This window comes from Lentzea albidocapillata (assembly GCF_000719115.1).
GTDB lineage: Bacteria > Actinomycetota > Actinomycetes > Mycobacteriales > Pseudonocardiaceae > Lentzea > Lentzea albidocapillata.
This window is the reverse complement of the sequence record NZ_JOEA01000032.1, coordinates 47,030-72,103: the sequence shown is the minus strand read 5'-3', so window position 1 is coordinate 72,103 and position 25,074 is coordinate 47,030. Positions and strand designations below refer to the sequence as shown.

27 protein-coding genes are annotated in these 25,074 nt (G+C 69.1%); 6 read left to right on the top strand and 21 right to left on the bottom strand.

Annotation, left to right across the window (positions count from 1 at the left end; translation table 11 throughout):
* From IG04_RS47845 to IG04_RS0139215, 4 genes are all read right to left on the bottom strand, one after another.
* Positions 1-249, bottom strand: a 249-nt coding sequence (locus IG04_RS47845; protein ID WP_211257896.1) for a hypothetical protein, incomplete at its 3' end; no start/stop codon positions are given.
* Positions 250-533: 284 nt separating this feature from the next.
* A complete protein-coding gene (locus IG04_RS0139225; RefSeq protein ID WP_144065581.1) occupies positions 534-770 on the bottom strand; it encodes a hypothetical protein in 237 nt (78 codons plus the stop codon).
* Between the two features lie 370 nt (positions 771-1,140).
* Entirely contained in the window at positions 1,141-1,278 is a 138-nt protein-coding gene (locus tag IG04_RS46970) for a hypothetical protein (RefSeq protein WP_157513099.1), read from the bottom strand.
* 370 nt (positions 1,279-1,648) lie between these two features.
* Entirely contained in the window at positions 1,649-3,712 is a 2,064-nt protein-coding gene (locus IG04_RS0139215) for a primosomal protein N' (protein ID WP_030481824.1), read from the bottom strand.
* Between the two features lie 37 nt (positions 3,713-3,749).
* Between IG04_RS0139215 and IG04_RS0139205 the strand changes: the two genes are divergently transcribed.
* Positions 3,750-4,103 carry a hypothetical protein gene (locus tag IG04_RS0139205; RefSeq protein ID WP_144065582.1) on the top strand — a complete coding sequence of 118 codons (354 nt, stop codon included), beginning with the start codon at positions 3,750-3,752 and terminating at the stop codon, positions 4,101-4,103.
* Here IG04_RS0139205 and IG04_RS0139200 read toward each other — a convergent pair.
* From IG04_RS0139200 to pyrR, 13 genes are all read right to left on the bottom strand, one after another.
* On the bottom strand, positions 4,100-6,046 hold the full coding sequence (locus tag IG04_RS0139200) for a phosphocholine-specific phospholipase C (RefSeq protein ID WP_030481822.1): 1,947 nt from the start codon (positions 6,044-6,046) through the stop codon (positions 4,100-4,102). The two genes, IG04_RS0139205 and IG04_RS0139200, sit on opposite strands and share 4 nt — an antisense overlap.
* Positions 6,047-6,398: 352 nt before the next feature.
* Positions 6,399-7,601: a methionine adenosyltransferase gene (gene metK / locus IG04_RS0139190; protein ID WP_030481821.1), complete on the bottom strand. Its 1,203-nt coding sequence runs from the start codon at positions 7,599-7,601 to the stop codon at positions 6,399-6,401.
* 38 nt (positions 7,602-7,639) lie between these two features.
* Entirely contained in the window at positions 7,640-8,893 is a 1,254-nt protein-coding gene (gene coaBC / locus IG04_RS0139185; protein WP_084401951.1) for a bifunctional phosphopantothenoylcysteine decarboxylase/phosphopantothenate--cysteine ligase CoaBC, read from the bottom strand.
* Positions 8,894-9,277: 384 nt separating this feature from the next.
* Positions 9,278-9,562, bottom strand: coding sequence for a DNA-directed RNA polymerase subunit omega (gene rpoZ / locus IG04_RS0139180; protein ID WP_051771754.1), 285 nt, complete (start codon positions 9,560-9,562; stop codon positions 9,278-9,280).
* 3 nt (positions 9,563-9,565) lie between these two features.
* A complete protein-coding gene (gmk, locus tag IG04_RS0139175) occupies positions 9,566-10,162 on the bottom strand; it encodes a guanylate kinase (protein ID WP_051771751.1) in 597 nt (198 codons plus the stop codon).
* Positions 10,159-10,476: an integration host factor, actinobacterial type gene (gene mihF / locus IG04_RS0139170; RefSeq protein WP_030481817.1), complete on the bottom strand. Its 318-nt coding sequence runs from the start codon at positions 10,474-10,476 to the stop codon at positions 10,159-10,161. The genes gmk and mihF overlap by 4 nt, the downstream gene beginning before the upstream one ends.
* A gap of 297 nt (positions 10,477-10,773) precedes the next feature.
* A complete protein-coding gene (pyrF, locus tag IG04_RS0139165) occupies positions 10,774-11,586 on the bottom strand; it encodes an orotidine-5'-phosphate decarboxylase (protein WP_030481816.1) in 813 nt (270 codons plus the stop codon).
* Positions 11,583-14,885, bottom strand: coding sequence for a carbamoyl-phosphate synthase large subunit (carB, locus tag IG04_RS0139160; protein ID WP_030481815.1), 3,303 nt, complete (start codon positions 14,883-14,885; stop codon positions 11,583-11,585). The genes pyrF and carB overlap by 4 nt, the downstream gene beginning before the upstream one ends.
* Complete coding sequence (carA, locus tag IG04_RS0139155) at positions 14,885-16,045, bottom strand: glutamine-hydrolyzing carbamoyl-phosphate synthase small subunit (protein WP_051771749.1); 1,161 nt, start codon at positions 16,043-16,045, stop codon at positions 14,885-14,887. Before carA ends, carB begins: the two co-directional genes overlap by 1 nt.
* Complete coding sequence (locus tag IG04_RS0139150; protein WP_030481813.1) at positions 15,994-16,500, bottom strand: PH-like domain-containing protein; 507 nt, start codon at positions 16,498-16,500, stop codon at positions 15,994-15,996. The genes carA and IG04_RS0139150 overlap by 52 nt, the downstream gene beginning before the upstream one ends.
* Complete coding sequence (locus tag IG04_RS0139145) at positions 16,497-17,780, bottom strand: dihydroorotase (protein ID WP_030481812.1); 1,284 nt, start codon at positions 17,778-17,780, stop codon at positions 16,497-16,499. The genes IG04_RS0139150 and IG04_RS0139145 overlap by 4 nt, the downstream gene beginning before the upstream one ends.
* Before the next feature lie 53 nt (positions 17,781-17,833).
* Positions 17,834-18,766 carry an aspartate carbamoyltransferase catalytic subunit gene (locus IG04_RS0139140; RefSeq protein WP_030481811.1) on the bottom strand — a complete coding sequence of 311 codons (933 nt, stop codon included), beginning with the start codon at positions 18,764-18,766 and terminating at the stop codon, positions 17,834-17,836.
* Positions 18,763-19,335, bottom strand: coding sequence for a bifunctional pyr operon transcriptional regulator/uracil phosphoribosyltransferase PyrR (gene pyrR, locus IG04_RS0139135; protein ID WP_030481810.1), 573 nt, complete (start codon positions 19,333-19,335; stop codon positions 18,763-18,765). Before pyrR ends, IG04_RS0139140 begins: the two co-directional genes overlap by 4 nt.
* A gap of 258 nt (positions 19,336-19,593) precedes the next feature.
* Between pyrR and bldD the strand changes: the two genes are divergently transcribed.
* Positions 19,594-20,082: a transcriptional regulator BldD gene (bldD, locus tag IG04_RS0139130; protein ID WP_030471611.1), complete on the top strand. Its 489-nt coding sequence runs from the start codon at positions 19,594-19,596 to the stop codon at positions 20,080-20,082.
* Positions 20,083-20,197: 115 nt separating this feature from the next.
* Here bldD and IG04_RS0139125 read toward each other — a convergent pair whose 3' ends face one another.
* Positions 20,198-21,016: a sigma-70 family RNA polymerase sigma factor gene (locus tag IG04_RS0139125; protein ID WP_030481809.1), complete on the bottom strand. Its 819-nt coding sequence runs from the start codon at positions 21,014-21,016 to the stop codon at positions 20,198-20,200.
* Positions 21,017-21,103: 87 nt separating this feature from the next.
* On the opposite strand from IG04_RS0139125, the gene IG04_RS48475 reads away from it, so the two are divergent.
* The 3 genes from IG04_RS48475 to IG04_RS0139115 are packed head-to-tail and all read left to right on the top strand — an operon-like array spanning position 21,104 to position 22,473.
* On the top strand, positions 21,104-21,382 hold the full coding sequence (locus tag IG04_RS48475) for an NAD-dependent epimerase/dehydratase family protein (RefSeq protein ID WP_245816528.1): 279 nt from the start codon (positions 21,104-21,106) through the stop codon (positions 21,380-21,382).
* Entirely contained in the window at positions 21,283-21,831 is a 549-nt protein-coding gene (locus IG04_RS43365; protein ID WP_245816530.1) for an SDR family oxidoreductase, read from the top strand. The genes IG04_RS48475 and IG04_RS43365 overlap by 100 nt, the downstream gene beginning before the upstream one ends.
* Positions 21,832-21,843: 12 nt before the next feature.
* A complete protein-coding gene (locus tag IG04_RS0139115; protein WP_030481808.1) occupies positions 21,844-22,473 on the top strand; it encodes an HD domain-containing protein in 630 nt (209 codons plus the stop codon).
* A 51-nt stretch (positions 22,474-22,524) separates the two neighbouring features.
* Here IG04_RS0139115 and nusB read toward each other — a convergent pair whose 3' ends face one another.
* Genes nusB through IG04_RS0139100 form a run of 3 tightly spaced genes read right to left on the bottom strand, consistent with a single transcriptional unit; the run spans position 22,525 to position 24,623 of the window.
* Complete coding sequence (gene nusB, locus IG04_RS0139110; RefSeq protein WP_030481807.1) at positions 22,525-22,944, bottom strand: transcription antitermination factor NusB; 420 nt, start codon at positions 22,942-22,944, stop codon at positions 22,525-22,527.
* A complete protein-coding gene (gene efp / locus IG04_RS0139105) occupies positions 22,944-23,513 on the bottom strand; it encodes an elongation factor P (RefSeq protein ID WP_030481806.1) in 570 nt (189 codons plus the stop codon). The genes nusB and efp overlap by 1 nt, the downstream gene beginning before the upstream one ends.
* A gap of 33 nt (positions 23,514-23,546) precedes the next feature.
* Positions 23,547-24,623: a M24 family metallopeptidase gene (locus IG04_RS0139100; protein WP_030481805.1), complete on the bottom strand. Its 1,077-nt coding sequence runs from the start codon at positions 24,621-24,623 to the stop codon at positions 23,547-23,549.
* Between the two features lie 35 nt (positions 24,624-24,658).
* Between IG04_RS0139100 and IG04_RS0139095 the strand changes: the two genes are divergently transcribed.
* Positions 24,659-25,069: a B-4DMT family transporter gene (locus IG04_RS0139095; protein ID WP_143027694.1), complete on the top strand. Its 411-nt coding sequence runs from the start codon at positions 24,659-24,661 to the stop codon at positions 25,067-25,069.
* Positions 25,070-25,074: the final 5 nt, after the last annotated feature.

Genomic DNA, 25,074 nt, shown 5'->3' with positions numbered 1-25,074 from the left:
CTTCTGCCCTACGTTGACCTGCTCGATCCAGGCTGCGACCTTGGACTGCTCTACAGCGAGGCCACCGAAGCCCTTGTCGAACCCGCTGACGACAGCGTCGAAGCTCTTCCGCCCTGCGTCAGCCAACACGGCCATTGCTTTGAGCTCATCCGCGCTGATAGCGATTCCGGCGTACATGGATCGACGAGCTCGTTCATCGGTCCGCTGTCCGCCGTGGTCGGTCTCGCTGCCAGCCTCTGTACCCGCCATGCGTCAAGGGTAGATGAACAAATGTTCGAAGGCGCCAATTTCGCAGCCAGGATTGCTGTAGCGGCGTACTGCTGAATTCAGCTTTATGGGATCAAGAGCGTGCCGCCGCTGGCGGCGCGCGGGCGGTCGACTCGCGCTGACACCGCCCACCGTTGCGCCCGCTCCCCGCATCGGGACACGCCAGGCTCCCGCTCCGCTCCGCCTGTCGGCCCCGCGCGGGAGCGCGCGCAGGTGGCCGAGTCCGCTCGCCACCACCAACGGCCAACCACGCCGGCCAACCTTGCTCAGCGCTCTTCTTCGCGACGAAGCCGTTCGTAGATCTGCTCAGCTTGATGCCACGTGTCCGGCGGATTGCCACGCCGAAACGCCGCCGTCCAAGCCGCCTTCTGCTTCTGTTCCCGCTTGGCCTTCACACTCGGGATGAAGCCCCACAGAGTGGCCCCGACAACCACGACGAGCAGCAGCAGCGACCACCACAAAGGACTGGTGATCGCGCGGCCTGTGAAGTCCACGTCAAACATGCTGGTCATGATGCGCCCGAGGCACGAAGTGTGTCGAGAAGCAACGCGTGACGCCGCCCGAAGGGTCTCCCCAAAACCGATCGAACCTCACCGCGGAATTGCCTGCAAACGTGCAGCTCACAAGCGCTGACTCCTCCCACGGGGGCCAGATCGTTTAACACCGTGCCGCCGGTATCAAGGGCGCCTACGGCGTCGCTACGCGATGGGCCAAGGCCCACCCTTGACACCACCGTCACGGTGCTAACTGCGGCCAGGGCCGAGGGAGCGGGGGCGAAAAGCCACCGCCTCACCCAAGCCCTTCGACCGCAGGAGCGCCGATCATGAGCAAGCGCCACCACGCCCAGCCCGGACAGCTCTCCCTCTGGGGCGTCTACGAGCTGGAGGCCCAGGCCGTCGCCGCATGCAGCCGCCCGGCACCCCAGCCCGCACCCGTGAACGTCCCCGTTGCCGAGGTCATGCCGATCTTCAAAGCGCCCGTAACCATGATCGTGTTCAGGACTCCAGGCACGGCAAAGCGTCCCTCGATCTCCAGGCCGTGCGGAGGTCGAGGGGCGCTCCATGATCAGCTCTCAGGCCGTCGCCAGGCCGTGGAACGTTCAAAAGCGACCGGATACAACCGGACCCAACGAGAACAAACCAGCAGGTCAGGACACCTTCCAGCCTTCATCTCGCCTGGCAACCGATCCGCCGTGTCACATGACGTACCTGAGCGAGTACCTCGAGTACGAGAAGCTCACCGACGAGGACATCCGCGAGCACCTGGCGGGCCTGCGCTCCCACTACGAGGGATGAACTCCCGTCAGCCCTGCGGGTAGTCGCCGAGGACGGCGAACAGCAGTTCGGCCGCGGCACGCACCCGGTCCCCACCGCATTCGGCGCTACAGGACCTCCAGCGGGTCGAGCTTGATCCGAACCAGGTCCTGCTCCTTGCGAGCCGTCCGCACGGCCTGCGCCTCGGCCAGCACGGCGGCCAGCTGGCGGCCTTCCGCCCGGGAGACCCGGACCAGCGCGCGTTCCTTCGTCTCGTCGTCGCCCAGCGGCACCGGGCCGAGGATCTCGCCGGTGGGCGGCAGGCGGAGTTCGTCGAGCATGGCGTTCACCGCGTCCGGGGTGCCGTCGACGGTCGCCATCCGGACGGCCGGCGGGAAACCGAGCTCGGTCCGCGCGGCCAGTTCGGTGGCGGCGTGCCACACCGGGTCCCAGCGGACCAGGGCCTGCACCGGGGTCAGGGACGAGTCGGCGATCACGACCACCCGGCCGTTGCCCGGCCGCACCAGGCCCGCCGCCGTCATCCACCGCCGCAGCGCCTCCTCGGAGGCCCGCAGGTCGGCCCTGCCCAGCAACGCCCACCCGTCGAGCAGCAGCACCGCGCCGTAGCCGCCCTCGGCCACGGGTTCGGCGCCCGGTGTCGCGACGACCAGTGACGGTTTGCCCGACACCTTGGTCAGCACCTCGTCGGCACCGCTCGTCCGCACCAGGTGGCCGGGGAACGCCCGCCCGAGCTCCTCCGCCGTGCGCCTGGCGCCGATGACCTGGCCGCGCAGCTTGCGTGACCCGCAAGTGGGACAGCGGAACCCGGCCTCCGTCGCCGCGCACCACCGGCAGTACGCGGGCTTCGGCAGCCCGTGCTCGGTGCCGCCGGGCAGCGCCAGCGGACCGGCGCACCGGCGGCATCGCGCGGGTCCGCGGCACTGGCCGCAGGCGAGCGACGGCACGTAGCCCCGGCGCGGCACCTGGATCAGCACCGGCGAGTCGGCGAGGGCGAACCGGGCCGCGTCGAACGCGATGGACGGCAGCCGGGCCGTGCGGGCGGCCGGGTCCTTGACGTCCTGCCACTCGTTGTCGCCCACCGAGACCACCCGCGGCGCGACGGCTCTCAGCGTCTCGCGCGACGCCACGATCTCGTGCGCCCAGCCCGTCTCGACCAGCAACTGCGCCTCGGCCGTGCGGGCGAACCCGCCGATGAGCAACGCGGCGCCCGTCATGTGTGCGCGCTGCACCAGCACGTCGCGCACGTTCGGATACGGCGACCTCTGCTCGACGTGCAGGTCGTCGCCGTCGTCCCAGACCACGAGCAGCCCAGGGTCCCGCACCGGCGCGAACGCCGTCGCACGCGTGCCGACCACCACCCGCGCGACGCCACGGCGCACGGACAACCAACGCTTGTAGCGCTCCGACGGCCCGAGATCGGCCGACAACGTCACCACGCCCTGGATCAACGCGCCGCACGCCTCGGCGACACGGGCCAGATCGCGGTGGTCGGGCACCACGATGATCACCCCGCGTCCCGACGACGCGACGGAGGCGGCCGCCTCCGCGAGCCGGGCGGGCCAGTCCTCGGCGGGCAGCGCCTGCCAGACGGCGTGGGCGGGACGGCCCTCGTGCAGAGCCTCCAGGTACTTGGGGCCGCGGGGATAGCGCGACCAGGCGTCGGCGGGAACGGGCGGCAGCTGTGACCGCGCGAGGGCTGGTTCCACCGTTGCGGACTCACCGTCGGCGGACGCGTGGACCCAGGCGGGAAGCTGTGGCAGCGGCGGCGACTCCCCTGGCGCCGCGGCCTCCGCGCGGGCGTGGCGGGGCGGGACGGCCAGCCGCAGCACGTCGATCATGCCGCCCGCGTACCGGTCCGCGATCGCGCGCGCCAGTGTGGCGATCTCGGGCGCGAGCACCGGTTCGGGTGACACGACCTTCTCGATGAAGGCGAGCTTCTTGCCGTACTCCGAGGTCTCCACGCGCTCCAGCAGGTAGCCGTCGACCAGCTGGCCCGCGAACCTCACCCTGACCCGGCAGCCGGGCACCGCGGCAACATCCAGTTCGGACGGAACCGAGTAGTCGAACGGCCGGTCCAGGTGGGCCAGCGGCACGTCCACCACGATCCGGGCGACCGGCAGCGACTCCGCGGGGACCCGTTCCCCTTTTCTCGCTCCGGTCTGCGCGCTCATACCTCCTGGTGTATCAGACACCCCCGACAGTCACGCGTTGCGCCTCACCAATCCGGTGAAGCCCGCCACGAACAGGGTGGCGTACGCCCAAGCGAGGATCTGCAGCAGCCACGTCGACGCCAGCACCACCTGGCCGGTAACCGTGTCCGACGGTCACACCGCGGATCAGGTGCCAGAGGCGTCCCCATCGCGAGAGCTGACCGCGACGGCGCAGATCACGTTGCTGGGCAACGCGGATCCGCCGCACGTCACGTTCGTGGCCGGTGGCCTGGTGCGCCGAGGCGAGCACGTGACGCAGGTCGAGCGCGACGCCGGACGAGCTGAAGCGCGCCTCGTGCTCGATCATCCGCTTCCGGATCTCGTCCCCCGTGATCTCCACGGGCCACGTTAGCCGGAGATCGACTCCTGGCCGTTCTCGATGTGACCGCACAAACGGCGGCGGAACTTCGGCTCTTCCTCCACCGTCACCGTCACGTCGTACCAGCCGGAGTTCATGGCGGTCAGCTGCGGGATGACGTGCCGATGCCCCGGCCTCACGACGTAACGACGCCGCCCCAGCACGAACGTCAGCCGCGACGATCCGCTGTTCTCCAACGTCAGCGTCAGCACACGGCTGTATCCGCGCACCGACGACGAGACGCGCGCACTGTCAGAGGAAGTTCCGGCGAACTCACGGCGGAAACCGTTGGGCCCCAGCAACACGAGGTCGTGCTCGCCGGCGACCTCCAGCGAAGCCGACGACGCGACGTCGAAGTGCTGCGGCAACGCGAACTGCCCGGAGTACGGGTACAGCGCGAAGTGCACGGAGGCCGCCCCGGAGTTCGACATCTCCAGCGAGGACCCGCGCAACGACGCGTCGGGCTGGTACGGCAGAGCGCGCGCACGCCGCCGTCCGGCCTCCTGCTCCGGCATCTTCTGCTCGGAAGGCGGCGCGGGACGCCACCGCGGCGTCGCGGGCGGCACCGGGGCGGGCTCGCCCACCTCGGGCCACGTCCGGCGGCGCTCGAAGTCGAATGCCGAGGTCAGGTCACCGGCGACGGTCCGGCGCCACGCGGAGATCTCCTCCGACCGCACCCCGGTCCACTTCTCCAGGAACCGTGTCATCGACGTGTGGTCGAACACCTGCGAGTTCACGTAACCGCCTACGGACCACGGCGAGACGACGGTCATCGGCACGCGCGCACCCAGTCCCAACGGCCGGTCACCCACGTACTCGTCGGTGACGGACAACGGCGGGCGCGGCGGCGGCACGTGGTCGTAGAAGCCGTCGTTCTCGTCGTAGGTGATGAACAGGACCGTGGACTCCCACACCTCCTGGTTGGACGCCAGCGCGTCCAGCACCTGGTAGGTGATCGAGGCGGAGGCGGCGGGCGAGGACGCGCCGGGGTGCTCCGAGTCCACAGAGGACGGGACCAGATACGAGACGGCCGGCAACCGGCCGGCGGCGACGTCCGCGCGGAACGTCTCCCCCAGTCCGCCGGGCTGCACGCGGTGCAGTCCCCTGTCGTACAGCGACTTCTCCGCCGCGGAGAGCTTCGAGAAGTCGAGCGAGCCGATCAGCGCGGGGTCACCGGTCCCGTACAGCTTGTCCAGCGACTTGAACCCGGCGGGCAGCACCTTGCGCGCGATCTCCTTGAACCGCACGTAGAACTCCAGGTTGTTGTCCTGGAAGTTGTCCCACTCCTGGTACACCCGCCACGACTTCCCGACGGCCTCCAGGCGTTCCGGGTACGTCTTCCACGTGTATCCCGTGTGCGTGTCCTCGCTGTAGGCCGCGTTGCCGGTCGCACGGCCACCGGAGGGCTCGAAGCCCGTGTACCCGGACACCCAGTAGTTGCGGTTCGGCGACGTCGAGGACGGCACCGAGCAGTGATAGGCGTCGCACAGCGTGAAGGTGTCCGCGAGCTCGTAGTGGAACGGGATGTCCTGACGCGTGTAGAACGCCATCGTCGCCCCGGTCTTCGCGGGCACCCAGTTGTCGTTCCACCCGCCGCGCAACGCCGAGTGCCCGCCGTTCCAGCTGTGGTCCAGGTCACCGATGTACTGGACGTCGCGCCCGGACGCCGCCTCACGCAGCGGGAACGGCAGCACGCCCGACTGGTTGAACACACCCCTCAGCGCGTTGCGGTCGGAGAACCCTCGCACGCCACGGAGCGTCCCGTAGTAGTGGTCGAACGAACGGTTCTCCTGCATCAACAGCACAACGTGCTTGATCGCACGCAGTCCTCCCGCACGGGGTTCACGAGCCAATGCGGCGTACACCGACGGTGGCAGCAGCGTGCCCGCACCAGCAGCAGCGACGGCAGCCATGAACCCACGACGAGAGAGCGACATGAACCGAGTTTGTAGTCCCGGTACATGGCGCGGAACCAACCCTCGTATGAACAAAGGCCTTGGATGTCCAGGACCTTGTTCACAGATCACATCAGCAGGGGCGATAGCGGCCGCAACGCCCTGGCGCGCGTCGAGCAGCCCCTTGCCACACTGAGCGGCCGCAGGCAGCACTTTTGCCTGCAGGTGCAGCAGCACGTCAGCAACGCTCAGTGACGGCGCAGGCTCGCGCAGGGGTACCCCCTGATCGGGAACCCCTGCGTTTCAACGTACTCAGCAGGTCCGACAAGATCGCCGGACGCGGAACGGCCCGCCTCCCCGGAGGGAAGCGGGCCGTTCGGGGGCTTGCGGGTGATCAGGCGCCGGCGGCGTTGCGCAGGGCCTCGGCGCGGTCCGTCGACTCCCAGGGGAGGTCGACGTCGGTGCGGCCGAAGTGACCGTACGCGGCGGTCGGGGCGTAGATCGGGCGGAGCAGGTCGAGGTCGCGGATGATCGCGGCGGGCCTGAGGTCGAAGACCTCGGTGATGGCCTGCTGGATCTTCTGCGGGTCCACGGTCTCGGTGCCGAAGGTCTCGACGAACAGGCCTACGGGGGCCGCCTTGCCGATGGCGTAGGCGACCTGGACCTCGACGCGGGTGGCGAGGCCGGCGGCGACGGTGTTCTTCGCTACCCAGCGCATGGCGTAGGCGGCGGAGCGGTCGACCTTCGACGGGTCCTTGCCGGAGAAGGCGCCGCCGCCGTGGCGGGCCATGCCGCCGTAGGTGTCGACGATGATCTTGCGGCCGGTGAGGCCCGCGTCGCCCATCGGGCCGCCGATGACGAAGCGGCCGGTCGGGTTGGTGAGCAGGCGGACGTCCGTGGTGTCCAGGGTGAGCTCGGCGATCTCGGGGGCCACGACGTGCTCGCGCAGGTCGACGCCGAGGAGCTTCTCCAGGTCGATGCCGTCGGCGTGCTGAGTGGAGATGACGACGGTGTCGAGGCGCACGGGCTGGTCGCCCGCGTACTCGATGGTGACCTGGGTCTTGCCGTCCGGGCGCAGGTACGGGACGGTGCCGTCCTTGCGGACCGCGCTCAGGCGGCGGGACAGGCGGTGGGCCAGCGCGATCGGCAGCGGCATGAGCTCGGGCGTGTCGGTGCACGCGTAGCCGAACATCAGGCCCTGGTCGCCCGCGCCCTGCTTGTCGATCTCGTCGTCGGCGCCTTCGACGCGGTTCTCGAAGGCGGTGTCGACGCCCTGCGCGATGTCCGGGGACTGCGCGCCGATGGCGACGTTCACGCCACACGAGTGGCCGTCGAAGCCCTTCGCGGACGAGTCGTAGCCGATCTCCAGGATCTTCTCGCGGACGATCGTGGGGATGTCCGCGTACGCCTCGGTGGTGACCTCACCCGCGACGTGGACCTGGCCGGTGGTGACCATCGTCTCCACGGCGACGCGCGAACGCGGGTCCTTGGCCAGCAACGCGTCCAGGATCGAGTCGCTGATCGCGTCGCAGATCTTGTCCGGGTGTCCCTCGGTCACCGACTCACTGGTGAACAGCCTGCTGCTGTGCTGGCTCACGGACACTCCTTAGGTGCAGGGTTGGACTGAAGAAAATTCTACTTAGAGTCAGTCAAGCGAGCGCTAACCGCGTCCCACACCGCGGACGCCACTTGCGTCTTGGGCCCGTGGGGTATAGGAGTCTCGGCGCCGTCCGGGGACAGCAGCCAGCCGGCGTTGTCGTCCTGCTCGAAGGCCTTGCCGTCGCCGACCGCGTTCAGCACCAGGAGGTCGCACCCCTTGCGCCGCAGCTTCGCCCGTCCGTAGTCGAGCACCGACGTCGTCTCGTCGCCGGTCTCCGCGGCGAAACCGACGATCAGCTGGCCCGTCCTACGTGCGGAAACGAGTTCCACGAGGATGTCGGGGTTCTTCGTCAGCGTGATCGGGTCGGGGTCGCCGTCGGTCTTCTTGATCTTGTGTCCGGTGAGCGACGACGGCCGGAAGTCGGCCACCGCGGCGGCCATCACGACCACGTCCGCGTCCGCCGACACCTTGTGCATGGCGTCACGCAGCTCCACCGCGGAGCCCACGCGGACGAGGTCGACACCCGCGGGCGTGGCCAGGTCCGCGGTGTTGCCCGCGACCAAAGTCACTCGGGCACCGCGTTGCGCCGCCACCCGCGCGAGTGCATAACCCTGCTTGCCGGACGAGCGGTTGCCGATGAACCGCACCGGATCGAGTGGCTCCCGCGTGCCACCGGCGGAGATCGCGACGTGCACACCTTCGAGTGTCCGCCGCAGGGCGTCGGGCCGCACCAGCAGCAGCCGGGCGAGTTCGACGATCTCGGCGGGGTCGGGCAGGCGGCCCTTGCCGGTGTCCTTGCCCGTCAGCCGGCCGGCAGCCGGTTCGGCGACGATCACGCCACGGCCGCGCAGCAGTTGCACGTTGTGCTGGGTGGCCGGGTGCTCCCACATCTCGGTGTGCATCGCCGGCACCAGCAGGACCGGGCAGCGCGCGGTCAGCAGGGTGTTCGTCAGGAGGTCGTCCGCGAGGCCGTGCGCGGCCTTCGCGATCAGGTTCGCCGTCGCCGGGGCGACCACGACGAGGTCGGCGTTCTGCCCGAGCTTGACGTGCGGCACCTCGTGCACGTCGTCGAACGGGTCGGCGGACACGACCTGGCCGGACAGCGCCTCGAACGTCGCCGCGCCCACGAACTTCAGCGCGCCCTCGGTGGGAACGACCCGCACGGAGTGACCGGACTCGGTCAGCCGCCGCAGCACCTCACAGGCCTTGTACGCGGCGATGCCCCCACCAACCCCGAGAACGATCCGGGGCTTGACGGGGGCATCAACGTCAGATGCAGCGGAAGTCAACAGCTCTCCTGTGAAGGAACGACCGCGAGGTCACCCCCCGCGAGATGCACTCCCGCCGAGTCCGAAGAGAAGACCCGCTGGAGGCCTAGGGCGAAGCCCCAAGCTTTGGGACTAGGGGTTGCCTCCGGCCTTGGAGCAAGGGGCAAGCCCCGACTCTGGGACCTAGGAGCCAAGTCCCCGGCCTTAGGGCCAAGGGGCGAAGCCTCTGGTCCTTAGGGTCGGGGGCGAAGCCTCCGGCCTTGGGGCCTAGGGGCGAAGCCTCTGGCCTTGGGGGTCCGGGGGCGAAGCCCTCCGGCTGGGGTGTGGGGGCTCGGCCCCCACAAGACACTAGAAGGCGATCCAGGTCTGCGCTTTCCGCAGACAGACCTCTCCCAGAGCAGCCTTCTACGCTTCGCTTCCCTCGGTGTGCTCGAGGAGACCCGCGTGGATCTCGCGAAGAGCGATCGAGAGGGGCTTCTCACGCGGGCCCGGCTCGACGAGCGGGCCGACGTACTCGAGCAGGCCCTCGCCGAGCTGTGCGTAGTAGTCGTTGATCTGGCGGGCACGCTTCGCGGCGTAGATCACCAACGCGTACTTCGAGCTCACCTGCTCAAGCAGGTCGTCGATCGGCGGGTTGGTGATGCCCTCCGGAGAACCGGTCAGGTGACCGAGCTCGGTGTGGGTGATCACTCGTCAATCTCCTGAATTTCGTGGTCCGACCATCAAGGATAGCAAGTCGGACGCGGCCGACTGCACGTCGGCGTTCACGACGACCTCGTCGAACTCCTTTTCGGCCGCCAGCTCCTCGCGGGCGATGGCCAGCCGGCGTTCGACGACGTCCGGGTGTTCGGTGCCTCTGCCGGTCAACCGGTCTACCAGATGCTCCCAGGACGGGGGCGCCAGCATGACCAGCCGGGCGTCTGGCATGGCCACGCGGACCTGCCGCGCGCCCTGCAGTTCGATCTCCAGGAGCGCGGGACGGCCCGCGGCCAAAGCTTCTTCGACGGGCCTGCGAGGGGTTCCGTAGTGGTTTCCGGCGAACTCGGCGTGTTCCAGGAACTCGCCCGCCTCGACCATCTGCTGGAACTTCTCGTGGTCCACGAAGTCGTAGTGCACTCCGTCGACCTCGCCCGGCCTCGGCTTCCTGGTGGTCACCGAGACGGAAAAGTAGATATCGGGCTGCTGCCTGCGCAGCTCCGCCAGAACGCTGGACTTGCCAACGCCGGACGGCCCGGACAAGACGGTGAGACGGGAACGGGCAGAGCCCGTTCCCGTCTCGGTGCCAATCACTCTCCGCTGAACTCGGAGAGCAGGGCCTTGCGCTGACGGTCACCAAGACCGCGCAGGCGACGGCTGGGAGCGATCTCGAGGCGCTCCATGATCTGCTGAGCACGCACCTTGCCGACACCCGGCAGGGCCTCAAGCAGCGCGGACACCTTCATCTTGCCAAGGATCTCATCGCTCTCGGCGGACTTCAGCACGTCCGTCAGGGTCGTGCCGCCACGCTTGAGGCGCTCCTTGAGCTCAGCCCGGACGCGACGAGCGGCAGCAGCCTTCTCCAGCGCTGCGGCCCGCTGCTCCTCGGTAAGCTGGGGAAGAGCCACGATTTCCTCCGTGGTGTGGATTCTTTTCGGATCGGTGCCGCGAACATACCGACCGCAATTGCCTGAGTACAACGTGACCCAGTCAGGTAAATCTTCAGCGGTCATGAGTGATGCGGCGGGTGGTAGTAGTACCAAACACCCTCCGGCGGCCTGATCACTGCCCTCCGGCAACTCGTCGCCCACTCTAGGTGTGCTATGAGGCCGGTGACCAGCGGGGCAGCCGGTGTCGTGGACCCTACCAACACATGTTTGCCCAGGTGAGCGCGCCACACCCCAAAAGATGCGGCGCGCCCCTCCTCAGAGGCTCTGCTGAACCCTCTGCACCGCGCTGACCAGCGACGATACGTCGGGGCCATGCTTGAGAACATCTCGTGAAGAAGTCGGAAAGACGTTGCGCATGTCGGGTCCGAAGAGCCGTTTCAGATCAGCCACGGAGCCACCCTGAGCGCCGAAACCGGGGGCCAGGATCGGTCCGTTGAACCGGCTGAGGTCTACATCCGTTTCCCCGATCGTGGCGCCCACGACGAGACCGACATCGCCGCACGGGGAAATGCCTGAATTTCGAGCCGCGGCGAAATCGATGATCGTCTGCGCCACGGTTCGCCCGTCCGGAGCAACCACCCGCTGGACCTGCGCGCCCTCCGGGTTGGACGTGAGGGCGAGCACGAACACGCCCCTGCCCGTCTCCCGCGCCGTGTCGAGGGCGGGCTGCAGCGACCCGAAGCCGAGGAACGGTGAGAGCGTGACCGCGTCACCGGCCAGCGGCGAGCCGTCGCCCAGGTACGCCTGGGCGTAGGCGGCCATGGTCGAGCCGATGTCGCCGCGCTTGGCGTCCACGAGCACCAGCGTGCCCGAGTCGCGCAGCTCCGCGATCACCCGCTCCAGCACGGCGACGCCCCGCGACCCGTAGGCCTCGAAGAACGCCGCCTGCGGCTTCACCATCGACACCCTGCCGCCGAACGCCTCCACGGCGGTCAGTGCGAACCGTTCGAGGCCCTCGGCGGTGCTGGAGAGGCCCCAGGCGTCCAGCAGGCTCGGGTGCGGGTCGATCCCGACGCACAGAGGTCCGTGCGCCGCAACGGCTTTCGCGAGTTTCTCGCCGAACGTCACGCGTCACCCCGCAGAGCGGCCTGGAGGGCCTGCAGCGGCTGGACCCCGATGTCGCCCTGGATGAGCGCCTCGATGCCGTGCACGGCCGCGGCAGCGCCCTGGATCGTGGTGACACAAGGGATGTCCTTCGCCACGGCGGCGGTGCGGATCTCGTAGCCGTCGATGCGCGGGCCGCTGTTGCCGTAGGGCGTGTTGAAGATCATGTCGATCTCGCCGGCCAGGATCATGTCGACGACGTTGCCCTCGCCCTCGAAGTGCTTGCGCACCTCGGTGCACGCGATCCCGTTGCGCTTCAGCACCTCCGCGGTACCCGAGGTCGCGAGGATCTGGAAGCCGAGGTCGGCCAGGCGCTTGACCGGGAAGATCATCGCGCGCTTGTCGCGGTTCGCGAACGACACGAACACCTTGCCCGACGTCGGCAGCGAGCCGTAGGAGGCCGTCTGCGACTTCGCGAACGCCTTGCCGAACGACGAGTCGATGCCCATGACCTCGCCGGTGGACTTCATCTCCGGGCCCAGCAACGAGTCGACGCCGTGGCCCTCGGGCGTGCGGAAGCGGTGGAACTGCATGACCGCCTCCTTCACCGCGACGGGGGCATGCTCGGGCAGCCGGGCGCCGTCACCGGTGGCCGGCAGGAGCCCCTCCACGCGCAGTTCCGCGATCGTGGCGCCGAGCATCACGCGGGACGCGGCCTTGGCCATCGACACCGCCGTCGCCTTGGACACGAACGGCACCGTGCGCGACGCACGCGGGTTTGCCTCCAGGACGTACAGGACGTCGTCCTTGAGCGCGTACTGGACGTTCAGGAGCCCCTTGACGCCGATGCCACGCGCGATGGCCTCGGTGGAGCGGCGGACGTTCTCGATGTCCGAGGCGCCCAGGGTGATCGGAGGCAGCGTGCACGACGAGTCGCCGGAGTGGATGCCGGCTTCCTCGATGTGCTCCATCACGCCGCCGATGAACACCTCGTCGCCGTCGCACAGCGCGTCGACGTCGATCTCGATGGCGTCGTCGAGGAACCGGTCGACCAGCACCGGGTGCTCGGGCGTCACCTCGGTCGCGCGGGCGATGTAGCCCGACAGCGACTCCTCGTCGTACACGATCTCCATGCCGCGCCCGCCGAGCACATAGGACGGTCGCACGAGGACCGGGTAGCCGATCTCGTCGGCGATCTCCTTCGCCTCGTCGAACGACGTGGCCGTGCCGAACTTGGGCGCGGGCAGACCGGCCTCGCCCAGCACCTTGCCGAACTGGCCTCGGTCCTCGGCGAGGTGGATCGCCTCGGGCGTGGTGCCCACGACGGGCACACCGGCGTCGGCCAGGCGCTGCGCCAGGCCCAGCGGCGTCTGGCCGCCGAGCTGGACGATCACGCCCGCGACGGTGCCGGAGCGCTGCTCGGAGTGCACGACCTCCAGCACGTCCTCGAACGTCAGCGGCTCGAAGTACAGGCGGTCGGAGGTGTCGTAGTCCGTCGACACCGTCTCCGGGTTGCAGTTGACCATCACGGTCTCGTACCCGGCCGCCCGCAACGCCATGGCCGCGTGCACGCACGAGTAGTCGAACTCGATGCCCTGGCCGATGCGGTTCGGGCCGGAGCCCAGGATCAGCACCTTGGGCTTCTCCCGCTGCTCCGCGACCTCGGTCTCGGCGTTCGGGTCCAGCTCGTACGCCGAGTAGTGGTAAGGCGTCTCGGACTTGAACTCCGCCGCGCACGTGTCGACCGTCTTGTAGACCGGACGCACGCCCAGGCGGTGCCGCAACGTGCGCACGCCGTCCTCACCGGCCAGCTCGGACCGCAACGCGGCGATCTGACGGTCGGAGAGCCCAGCGCGCTTCGCCTTGCGCAGCAACGGCTCGTCGAGGACGGGAGCGTCCAGCAGCTCCTGCCGCAACGTGCCGAGCCAGGCGATCTGCTCGATGAACCACGGGTCGATCTTCGACGCGTTGTACACGTCCTCAATGGACGCGCCGAGTCGGAGAGCACGCTCGACCGTGTAGAGGCGCCCGTCGTGGCCGCGCTCCAACTGCTTCAGAGTGGACTCCAGAGTAGTGCCCTCCGGGTCCGGCTGCGTCCAGAAACCGACCGATTTCGTTTCCAGCGAACGCAGCGCCTTGCCCAGCGCCTCCACGAAGTTCCGGCCGATCGACATGGCCTCGCCGACCGACTTCATCGTGGTCGTCAGCGTCGGGTCCGCGCCGGGGAACTTCTCGAAGGCGAACCGCGGCGCCTTCACGACCACGTAGTCGAGCGACGGCTCGAACGACGCCGGGGTCTCCCCCGTGATGTCGTTGGTGATCTCGTCGAGCGTGTAGCCGATGGCGAGCTTCGCGGCGATCTTGGCGATCGGGAAGCCCGTCGCCTTCGACGCCAGCGCGGAGGACCGCGACACCCGCGGGTTCATCTCGATGACGACCATGCGGCCGGTGTCCGGGTGGATCGCGAACTGGATGTTGCAGCCACCGGTGTCGACGCCGACCTCGCGGATGACCTGGATGCCGACGTCGCGCATGTGCTGGTACTCGCGGTCGGTCAGCGTCATCGCGGGCGCGACCGTCACCGAGTCACCGGTGTGCACGCCCATCGGGTCGATGTTCTCGATCGAGCAGATGACCACGACGTTGTCGTTGCGGTCGCGCATCAGCTCGAGCTCGTACTCCTTCCACCCGAGCACGCTCTCCTCGATGAGCACCTCGGTGACCGGAGACTCCTCCAGGCCGATCGCCGCGAGGCGCTCCAGCTCCTCGGGGGTGTACGCCATGCCGGAACCCAGGCCACCCATGGTGAACGAGGGCCGGATCACGACCGGCAGGCCGAGGTCGGCGACGGTCTCGCGCACCTCTTCCATCGACTTGCAGACGGCGGAGCGCGGGACCTCGGAACCGATGCCCCGCACCAGGTCCTTGAAGATCTGCCGGTCCTCGCCGCGCTGGATGGCGTCGATGTCCGCGCCGATCAGCTCGACGTTGTACTTCTCCAGCACACCGCGCTCGTGCAGCGCGATGGCCGTGTTGAGCGCCGTCTGGCCGCCCAGCGTCGCCAGGATCGCGTCCGGGCGTTCCTGCGCGATGACCTTCTCCACGAACTCGGCCGTGATCGGCTCGATGTAGGTGGCGTCCGCGAACTCCGGGTCGGTCATGATCGTCGCCGGGTTGGAGTTCACCAGGCTGACCCGGATGCCCTCTTCGCGCAGCACGCGGCACGCCTGGGTACCGGAGTAGTCGAACTCGCACGCCTGACCGATGACGATCGGACCGGAGCCGATCACCAGGATGTGCTTGAGATCAGTCCTCTTCGGCATCAGCGGGCCTCATTCATCAGCGTCACGAACTCGTCGAACAGGGGCGCGGCGTCGTGCGGGCCGGCCGCGGCCTCGGGGTGGTACTGCACGGAGAACGCCGGCGCGTCGAGCAGCCGGACGCCCTCGACGGTGCCGTCGTTCGGGCAGTAGTGCGACAGCACGGCGCGGCCGAACTCGGAGGAGAACTCCTCACCCGGCGTGCCTTCCAGCGCGAACCCGTGGTTCTGCGAGGTGATGGCGACCTTGCCCGTGGTCACGTCGATGACCGGGATGTTGATGCCGCGGTGGCCGTAGCGCATCTTGTACGTCCCGCGACCGACCGCGCGGCCCAGGATCTGGTTGCCGAAGCAGATGCCGAACAGCGGCAGCTTGCGGCCCAGCGCCTCCTTCGTCAGCGCGATGGCGTGGTCCTGCGTGGCCGGGTCGCCCGGTCCGTTCGAGAGGAACAGGCCGTCCGGGCTGACCTTCAGGATGTCCTCGAAGCTGCTGGTCAGCGGCAGCACGTGCACCTCGATGCCGCGTGCCGCCATCATCCGCGGGGTGTTCGACTTGATGCCGAGGTCGAGCGCCGCGACGGTGAACTTCTTCGCGCCGACGGCCTCGACGACGTACGGCTTGTCCGTGGTGACGTCGACCGCGAGGTTCGCGCCGACCATCTGCGCGGAGGCCTTGACCTGGTCGACCATCGACGCGTCGTCGGTGAGGTCGGAGCCGGAGAACACCCCGGCGCGCATGGCGCCCTGCTCGCGGATGTGGCGGGTCAGGGTGCGGGTGTCGAGGCCCGCGATGCCGACGATGCCCTGGTTCGTCAGCTCCTCGTCCAGACCGCGCTTGGACCGCCAGTTCGACGGCGTGCGCGCGGGGTCGCGGACGACGTACCCGGCGACCCAGATCTTGCTCGACTCGTCGTCCTCGTCGTTCCAGCCGGTGTTGCCGATCTGCGGCGCGGTCTGCACCACGATCTGGCGGTGGTAGGAGGGGTCGGTCAGGGTTTCCTGGTACCCGGTCATGGCCGTGGAGAACACGACCTCGCCGAGCGAGACGCCGGTCGCTCCGTACGCCTCACCGCGGAAGACACGTCCGTCTTCCAGCACCAATGCCGCGTTCGTCACGCCTTGCCCTCCGTGTTGATCGGGTTCTGGCTCAGAGCCGTGACCCATTCGTCGTAAACGTCTTTGTCGTCACCGCGGAAACCCGTGTCGAAGAGGTGGCCTTCGTGCTCCCACTGGACCACCAGGAGGCCTTCCTCGCTGAACATGACCTTCCCGGCCAGTCCCCGGTCGGTGCGGGCGTCCCGGACGGACCCGGCGGGGATGAAGAGCGGCGAGGCGCCGGTCCGGTCGATCGCGATGCCCTCCGGCACAAGGCTCAGCGTGGCCTCGGCGCGGTGGCCGATGTCACCGACCTGGATGCGGTCCTGCCAGTTGCCCGCGTTCGTCGTTCCGATGTAGACGCCCGTGGTGGCGAACGTCGCGGCGCCGAGCTCCTCCGGCGTCGAGGGGAACGCGGGCAGATCGGCCTGCTTGCGCTGGCGTCGCTTCCAGCCGTGCCACATGCCGTAGACGCACAGGGCGAAGAAGACGAAGACCGCCAGGGACAGGAGGATCCGAGTCATTCCGCAATCCTCCCCGCCACCGAGGTCACCCGGCCACGCAAGATGGTGGCCGTCACCGCCGCGGGCAGTTCCATGCCCTCGAACGGGGTGTTGCCCGCGATGCTCGCGAACTGCGCGCCGTGCACCGTCCACGACGCGTCCGGGTCGACCAGCACGAGGTTCGCGGGCTCGCCGACGGCGATCGGACGGCCCTGGTCGGTCAGGCCGGCGATCTCGGCGGGCTTCTCGCTCATCACCCGCGCGACGCCGCGCCAGTCCAGCAGGCCGGTCTTCACCATCGTCTCGACGACGATGCCCAGCGCGGTCTGCAGGCCGAGCATGCCCGGACGGGCCGCCGACCACTCGCAGTCCTTGTCCTGGACCGCGTGCGGGGCGTGGTCCGTGGCGACGCAGTCGATCGTGCCGTCCGCCAGGGCCTGCCGCAGCGCGTCGACGTCGGCCTGCGTGCGCAGCGGCGGGTTGACCTTGTTGACCGGGTCGTAGGTGCTGAGCCGGTCGTCGGTCAGGATCAGGTGGTGCGGGGTGACCTCGGCGCTGACCCTGGTGCCGCGCGCCTTGGCCCACTTCAGGACGTCCGCCGTGCCCGTCGTGCTGACGTGGCAGACGTGCAGCCTCGCGTCGACCTGCTTCGCGAGGATGCAGTCACGGGCGACGATGGACTCCTCGGCCGCCGCCGGCCAGCCCTGCAGGCCGAGCCTGGACGCGTTCTCGCCCTCGTGCGCCTGGGCACCGACCGTGAGGCGCGGTTCCTCGGCGTGCTGGGCGATGACGGCGCCCAGGGACTTCGAGTACTCCAGCGCGCGACGCATGATCAGCGGGTCGTGCACGCAGTGGCCGTCGTCGGAGAAGACGCGGACGTTCGCCTTGGACTTCGCCATCGTGCCGAGCTCGGCGAGCTTCTCGCCCTTGAGGCCGACGGTGACGGCGCCGACCGGGTGGACGTCGACCAGGCCGACCTCCTGGCCGCGGCGGGCGACGTGCTCGACGATCACGGCGTTGTCGGCGACCGGGTCGGTGTTGGCCATGGCGAAAACGGCGGTGTAGCCACCCAGAGCAGCGGCCTTGGAACCGGTCTCGATCGTCTCGGTGTCCTCGCGGCCCGGCTCACGCAGGTGGGTGTGCAGGTCGACGAAACCCGGGAGCAGCACCGCGCCGTTGCCTTCGATGACTTCGGCTTCTGAATCCGTGCCCTCTGCGATCACGCCGTCGCGGATCAGCAGGTCGATCGGTTCACCCTCGCCGTAGGGCCGTACTGCCTTCAGCAACAAGGATTTCTTCACTTTGGCTTCCTGCAAGGGCTTCACTGTGTTTGATGGTTCGGTCGCAAGCTCCCTCACGAGGTTTCCTCCTCGTGGGCAAGCAGGTGGTACAGCACGGCCATGCGCACGTGGACACCGTTGCGGACCTGCTCGGTGATGGCGGCCTGCGGGCTGTCGGCGACGACGGAGGCGATCTCCATGCCGCGCAGCATCGGGCCGGGGTGCAGCACGACGGCGTGCTCTGGCAGCAGCTTCAGGCGGCGCTCGTTGAGGCCGTAGGCGATCGAGTACTCGCGCGAGCTCGGGAAGAACCCGCCGGTCATCCGCTCGGCCTGCACGCGCAGCAGCATCACGGCGTCCTGCGAGGCGAGCTCGGAGTCGATCTCGTGCGAGACCGTGACCGGCCACTTCTCGACGCCGGTGGGCAGCAGGGTCGGCGGGGCGACCAGCGTGACCTCGGCACCGAGCGTGGTGAGCAGGTGCACGTTCGACCGGGCGACCCGGCTGTGCAGGACGTCGCCGACGATCGCGACGCGGCGGCCGTCGAGGCTGCCGAGCCGGTCGCGCAGCGTGGCGGCGTCGAGCAACGCCTGCGTGGGGTGCTCGTGCATGCCGTCGCCGGCGTTCACCACGGACGTGTTCGTGTGCTTGAGCCAGCCCGCGAGCCGGTGTGCCGCACCGGATGCGGGGTGCCGCACGATCACGCAGTCGGCGCCCGCCGCCTGCAGGGTCAGCGCGGTGTCGCGCAGCGACTCGCCCTTGCTGACGCTGGAACCGGAGCTGCTGACGTTGATCACGTCGGCGGACATCCACTTGCCGGCGATCTCGAAGCTGACGCGGGTGCGGGTGCTGTTCTCGTAGAACATCGTGATCACCGTGCGGCCGCGCAGCGTCGGCAGCTTGCGGACCTCGCGGCCGAGCAGCGCCTGCTTCAGCCGGTCCGCGGTGTCGAGGATCGCGATCGCCTGGTCGCGGTCGAGGCCGTCGGTGGAGAGCAGGTGCTTCACTTCAGCACCACTCCGTCGCGACCGTCGAACTCTTCCAGCATCACGACGACGTCCTCGGTCTTGGACGTCGGCAGGTTCTTGCCCACGTAGTCCGCGCGGATCGGCAGCTCGCGGTGGCCTCGGTCGACCAGCACGGCGAGCTGGACGGCGCGGGGCCGGCCGTGGTCGCGCAGGGCGTCGAGGGCGGAGCGGATGGTGCGGCCGGAGAACAGCACGTCGTCCACGAGCACGACCAGCCTGTCGTCGATGCCGCCCTCGGGCAGCTTCGTCGCCTCCAGGGGCCGCGTGGGGCCTCTGCGCAGGTCGTCGCGGTAGAGGGTGATGTCGAGCGTGCCCTCGTGCACCGTCCGGCCGGAAAATTCGGCGATCTTAGCGGCTAGACGTCGTGCGAGGGGGGCTCCCCGGCTGGGAATACCCATCAAGACGACGTCGGGTGCGCTGGGTGCATCGAGAGCGGTCTTCTCGATGATCTGATGGGCCATTCGGGCGACAGTGCGCGCGACGTCACCGGCCGAAAGAATCTCGCGATCCCCGGCCGGATCCGTCGCGCCACGTTGACGTGACGCCACGGCTGGACCTCCTTCCCCGCCTCACTGGACGGGTCCTTAAAGGACGTCGGACACCTGGTAACAACTAGGCTGACCTGCACCGTATCACCTACGGACGGTCAACCATCCGAGTGGTAGGCCAGGCGTGGCGCGCGTCTCTCCCCGAGATCAGCTTGACCTGCCGACCACGGCGAGTAATCATTACTCTGCGTATCGATCTAAGCCTCCCCGGCGGCACGCGTGTACTGCTGACGGGGCGAATGAACGGAGAACCGCCACATGGGCGACTACGCCAAGGCGTTGGGGGCCAAGCTCCGCGCTATCCGCCAGCAGCAGGGTTTGTCCCTGCACGGCGTCGAGCAGAAGTCCGGCGGTCGCTGGAAGGCCGTGGTCGTCGGCTCCTACGAGCGCGGTGACCGCGCGGTGACCGTGCAGAAGCTGGCCGAGCTGGCCGACTTCTACGGGGTTCCCGTCGCCGAGCTGCTGCCCGAGGGCCGCGTGCCCTCCGGTGCCGAGCCGGCCACCAAGATCGTGATCAACCTCGAACGGCTGCAGCAACTGCCGGTCGAGAAGGTCGGCCCGCTGGCTCGCTACGCCGCGACCATCCAGTCGCAGCGCGGTGACTACAACGGCAAGGTCCTCTCCATCCGCACCGAGGACCTGCGTTCGCTCGCGATCATCTACGACATGACGCCGGGCGAGCTCACCGAGCAGCTGATCGACTGGGGTGTGCTGCCTCCCGAGGCCCGTCCCGCGAAGGAAGACTGAACTCCTTTTCCACTTCCGGAGCAGTGGCTCCCTGACGTCCTGCCAGTCGCCCTGAGGACGTCGGGCGAGCCACTGCTGCTTTTCGGGCGGAGCCACCCAGCGTGACCACCGGGTCTCACGACCGCGGCGCGACCAGCCTGCGGAGGTGCTCCCGGTCCTGGATCACGTGGATCGCGGCGATCTGCCCGTCGCGCACGGTGAAGGCCATGATCGAGAACGGCACGCCGTCCACCCGCGTGACGAAGCCGGCCTCGCCGCCGATGACCGCGAACTCGACGGCCGCCATCGCCGCGTACTTGCGGAACAGGCTGGCCCGGCCGGCGACGGTACGTCCGCCGATGACCTCCAGTGCGCCCGCGCGCAGCACGACGTCCGGGTGCAGCACCGCGACCAGGCCTTCCAGGTCACCTTCACGGGACGCCCTGAGGAACGCCTGCACCACCTCGCGCTGTTTCGGCAGGTCGACGTTCGGCTGAGGCCGGTCCTGCACGCGCTTGCGGGCGCGGGACGCCAGCTGCCGGGCCGTCGCCGGGGTCTTGTCGATCAACGGCGCGATGTCGTCGAACGGCACGGCGAACATGTCGTGCAGCACGAACGCCAGCCGCTCGTCGGGCTTGAGCGAGTCGAGCACGATCAGCATCGCGAGCCCGACCTGGTCCTTCGCGACGGCCTGCTGCTCGGGCTCCTCCCCCATCTCGATCACGGGGTCGGGCATCTCGAACGCGTGCTCCCGCCGGTCGCGCAGCATGTTCAGGCACACCCGCCCGACGACGGTCGTGAGCCACGCGGCCGGGTTCTCGATCTCTGCCGTGTCGGCGCGTTCGACGCGCAGCCAGGCGTCCTGCAGCGCGTCGTCGGCCTCGGCGAACGACCCCAGCATGCGGTGGGCGATGGCGCGCAAGCGCGTGCGCTCCTGCTCGAACTGCGCGATCAAAGCTCCCCCTGTGGCCTGGCGCACACCCTGTCACGTTCCCCGGCGCCGCCGGGTCGAGAGGGCGACGACTCATTCGGGAGGGTAATCGTGAAGATCCTCGTGACCGGTGGCACCGGCACACTCGGCAGGCACGTGGTTCCGCTGTTGCGCGAGGCCGGAGCGGACGTGGTGGTGCTGAGCAGGCACGGCGACATCGCCTGCGACCTGCTCGGTGACGTCCCGCCGATCGAGGCGGACGTCGTGGTGCACCTCGCCGGTGGGACGTCGTGGTGCACCTCGCCGGTGGGCAGAAGGGCGACGACGTCGCGACCCGCAACCTGCTCGCGGCCTGCCGGGGCGTCCGGCACTTCGTGTACATCTCGGTGATCGGCGCCGACACCGTGCCGCTGGCCTGGTTGCGCACCAAGCACGCGTGCGAGGAGGCGGTCGAGGCATCGGGCATCCCGTTCACGGTCCTGCGCGCGGCCCAGTTCCACGACCTGACGCTGACGATGGTGCGCGGCCTCGCGAAGCTCCCGGTCGTGCCGGTGCCGGGGATGCGGCTGCAGCCGGTGGACGCACGCGACGTGGCCGCACGGATCGCCGGTCTGGCGCTGGGACAGCCCGCCGGCCGGGTGCCCGACCTCGCCGGGCCCGCCGATTTCGATCTCCGGGAACTCGTGCGCGACTACCTGACCGTCGCGGGCAAGCGCCGGCTCACGGTGCCGGTGCGGCTGCCGGGCCAGGCCGGGAAGGCGTATCGCGGCGGGCGGAACCTGGCGCTGGACGGCGACCGCGGCACCCGCACGTGGGAGGAGTTCCTGGCCGAGCGGTAGTGTCCTGGCAACGTGACAGGACTTCTCGCTGATCAGAACCCGTTGCCGTCCGGTGTGGACTCCCGGCTGCGCGAGCACCTCACGTTCCTCATCGAGGTCGACCGGCTCAAGACCGTGCTGCGCGCGTCCCCTCTCGCGGCGGCGGACAGGCGCGAGAACGACGCGGAGCATTCGTGGCACCTCGCGCTGATGGTGATGACGCTCGCGGAGTACGCCGACGAACCGATCGACGTCGGCCACACGATGAAGCTCGTGGTGGTGCACGACCTCGTCGAGATCTACGCGGGTGACACGCCGATCTACGACACCGCGCTGGGCGAGAGCCAGCAGGAACGCGAGGAAGCCGCCGCCGACCGGCTGTTCGGCATCCTGCCCGAGGACGCGGGCCGCGCGATGCGGGCGTTGTGGGACGAGTTCGAGGCGCGTGAGACGCCGGAGGCGCGGTTCGCGAAGGCCATGGACCGGCTGCAACCGTTGCTGCTCAACTGGATGGCGAAGGGCGGGACCTGGCGGACGCCGGGCGTGAAGGCGCAGGACGTGCGCGCTCGCAAGGCCGTGATCGGCGAGGGCTCGACGACGCTGTGGCAGGCGGCGCTGCACCTGATCGACGAGGGCGAGCGGCGCGGCTGGGCCCGGCACTGACGCCGAAGGGGGCCACGTTCACCGTTGAACGTGGCCCCCTCGGAAGCAGAACTACAGGACGGCGCGCAGCTGGTCCGCGATGACCGCGATCCGGCCGAGCACACCGTTCACGAACCGCGGCGAGTCGTCCGTGGACAGGCCCTTGGCCAGCTCCACGGCCTCGTCGATGGCGACCGCGTCCGGCACGTCGGCCGCCCACAGCAGCTCGTACAGGCCGAGGCGCAGGATCGCGCGGTCGACCGCGGGCATGCGCTGCAGAGTCCAGCCCTCGGCGTGCTCCGAGATGAGGTCGTCGATGCGCGAGCGGTTCGCGGTGACACCCTCGACCAGCGTGACGGTGTAGTCGTTCACCGGCGGGACGTCAGGGGACCCGACGCGCGAAGCCAGCAGCGTCACTGCGTCGCTGCCCAGCAGGTCGGCCTCGTAGAGGAAGTCGACCGCGCGCTTGCGGGCCTTGCTCCGAGCACCCATCAGGACTTGTCGCTGATGCGGCCGAGGTAGCGGCCGTCGCGGGTGTCGACCTTGATCTTCTCACCGGTCGTGACGAACAGCGGGACCTGGATCTCGGCACCGGTCTCGAGGCGGGCGGGCTTGGTACCACCGGTGGAGCGGTCGCCCTGCAGGCCGGGGTCGGTGTGCTCGATGACGAGCTCGACCGACGTCGGGAGCTCGATGAACAGCGGGACGCCCTCGTGCGTGGCGACCATCGCTTCCTGGTTCTCCAGCATGTAGTCCGCGGCGTCACCGACGGTCTCGGCCGGAACCGGGATCTGGTCGTAGGTGTCACCGTCCATGAAGATGAAGTCGGTGCCTTCCTTGTACAGGTAGGTCATGCCGCGCTTGTCCACGGTGGCGGTCTCGACCTTGGTGCCCGCGTTGAAGGTCTTGTCGACGACCTTCCCGGTCAGCACGTGCTTGAGGGTCGTGCGTACGAAGGCGCCACCCTTGCCGGGCTTGACGTGCTGGAACGCGGTGACGGTCCAGAGCTGGCCGTCGAGGTTCAGCACCAGGCCGTTCTTCAGGTCGTTCGTGGTGGCCACGGTGGGATTTCTCTCCTGTGTAGGACGGGGGTGTCAGACGACCACGAGTTCCTTCGTGGTCAGGGTGAGGAGCTCCGGTCCGCTTTCGCGGACCACGAGGGTGTCCTCGATGCGGACCCCGCCCCGCCCCGACAAGTAGACGCCGGGCTCGACGGTGACCGCCATACCGGCCGAAAGTGTACCGGCACCTGCCTTCGACAACGCCGGTGCCTCGTGGATCTCCAGCCCGACCCCGTGACCGAGGCCGTGCAGGAACTCGCTCCCGTGCCCGGCCTTCTCGATCACCTCGCGTGACGCGTGGTCGACGTCGCTCACCTTCACGCCCGGCTCGAGCGCGTGGCGGCCCGCCGCCTGCGAGCGCGCGACCAGGTCGTACAGGTCGCGCTGCCAGTCCGCGGGCTTGCCGAGCACGAGCGTGCGGGTCATGTCGGAGTGGTAGCCGTCGACCAGCGCGCCGAAGTCGAGCTTGATGAGGTCGCCGGGGTGCAGCGTCGCGTCCGTCGGCGAGTGGTGGGGCACGGCCGAGTTCGCGCCGAACGCCACGATCGAGGAGAACGACGGCCCCTCGGCGCCGTGGTCGAGCATGCGGCTCTCCAGTTCGCGCGCGACCTCGCGTTCGGTGCGGCCGGCTCGCAGACCGCCGTGCCCGATCAACGCCGCGAGCGCGCGGTCCGCCGCCGCGCACGCCATCCGCAGCGCCTCGATCTCGACCTCGTCCTTGACCAGCCGCAGCTTCTCGACCAGGCCACCGGCCTTGTGCAGCTCCGCCTTGACGGCGGCCGCCGTCATTTCGTCCAGGCCGTCGACCGTGACGTGATGGCTCTCGAACCCGAGCCTGCCCTTCGCCCTGCTCGCGAGCGCGGTGTCGCACGGCCGGTCGATCAGCCGTTCCAGGTCCGGCACCTGCTTCGCCGACTGGGTGAGATAACGGCCGTCGGTGCAGAACACCGAGGTGTCGTCACCGCTCGCGCCGATCAGGACGGCGGCGTTCGATCCGGTGAACCCGGTCAGATACCGGACGTTCAGCAGGTTCGTCACGAGGAGCGCGTCCAGGTTCGTGGCCTGGAGCGCTTGGCGCAGTGCGTTTCGGCGTGCGGCGTACGACGACATGTCTCGCAGCGTACGGCCAGTCCTAAGCTGTCCGCATGCGTCCTTGGTTCGTCCGTGCGTTGTGGATGGGGCTCCTGCATGGAGCCGTGCAGACCGGCGTGGCGGCTGTGGGCGTGCGCAGCCCCGAGGCCTCGTCGATCCGGCCGATCGCTCTGGGCCTCCTGATCGTCGCCGCGGTCCTCTGGGGCGCCGTCGACGCGTTGCGCGAACTGGACGGGCGCGGCATGCAGTGGTTCATCGCGTCGCTGATCGCGGGCCCGTTCGCGGGTGCGCTGGGCGTGATCGGGTCGGCGTTGCTGGTCGACCAGACCGGGCAGGAGGCGCTGTGGGTGGCGCTGACCGGTGGAGCGGCCTTCACGGCGTTGCTCGTGCTCGCGCCCGCCGGGCTCGGGATGCTGCTGGGCGGGTTCCTCGCGAAGAAGGACCCGGCTAGTCCGCGGAGCTGACCGTG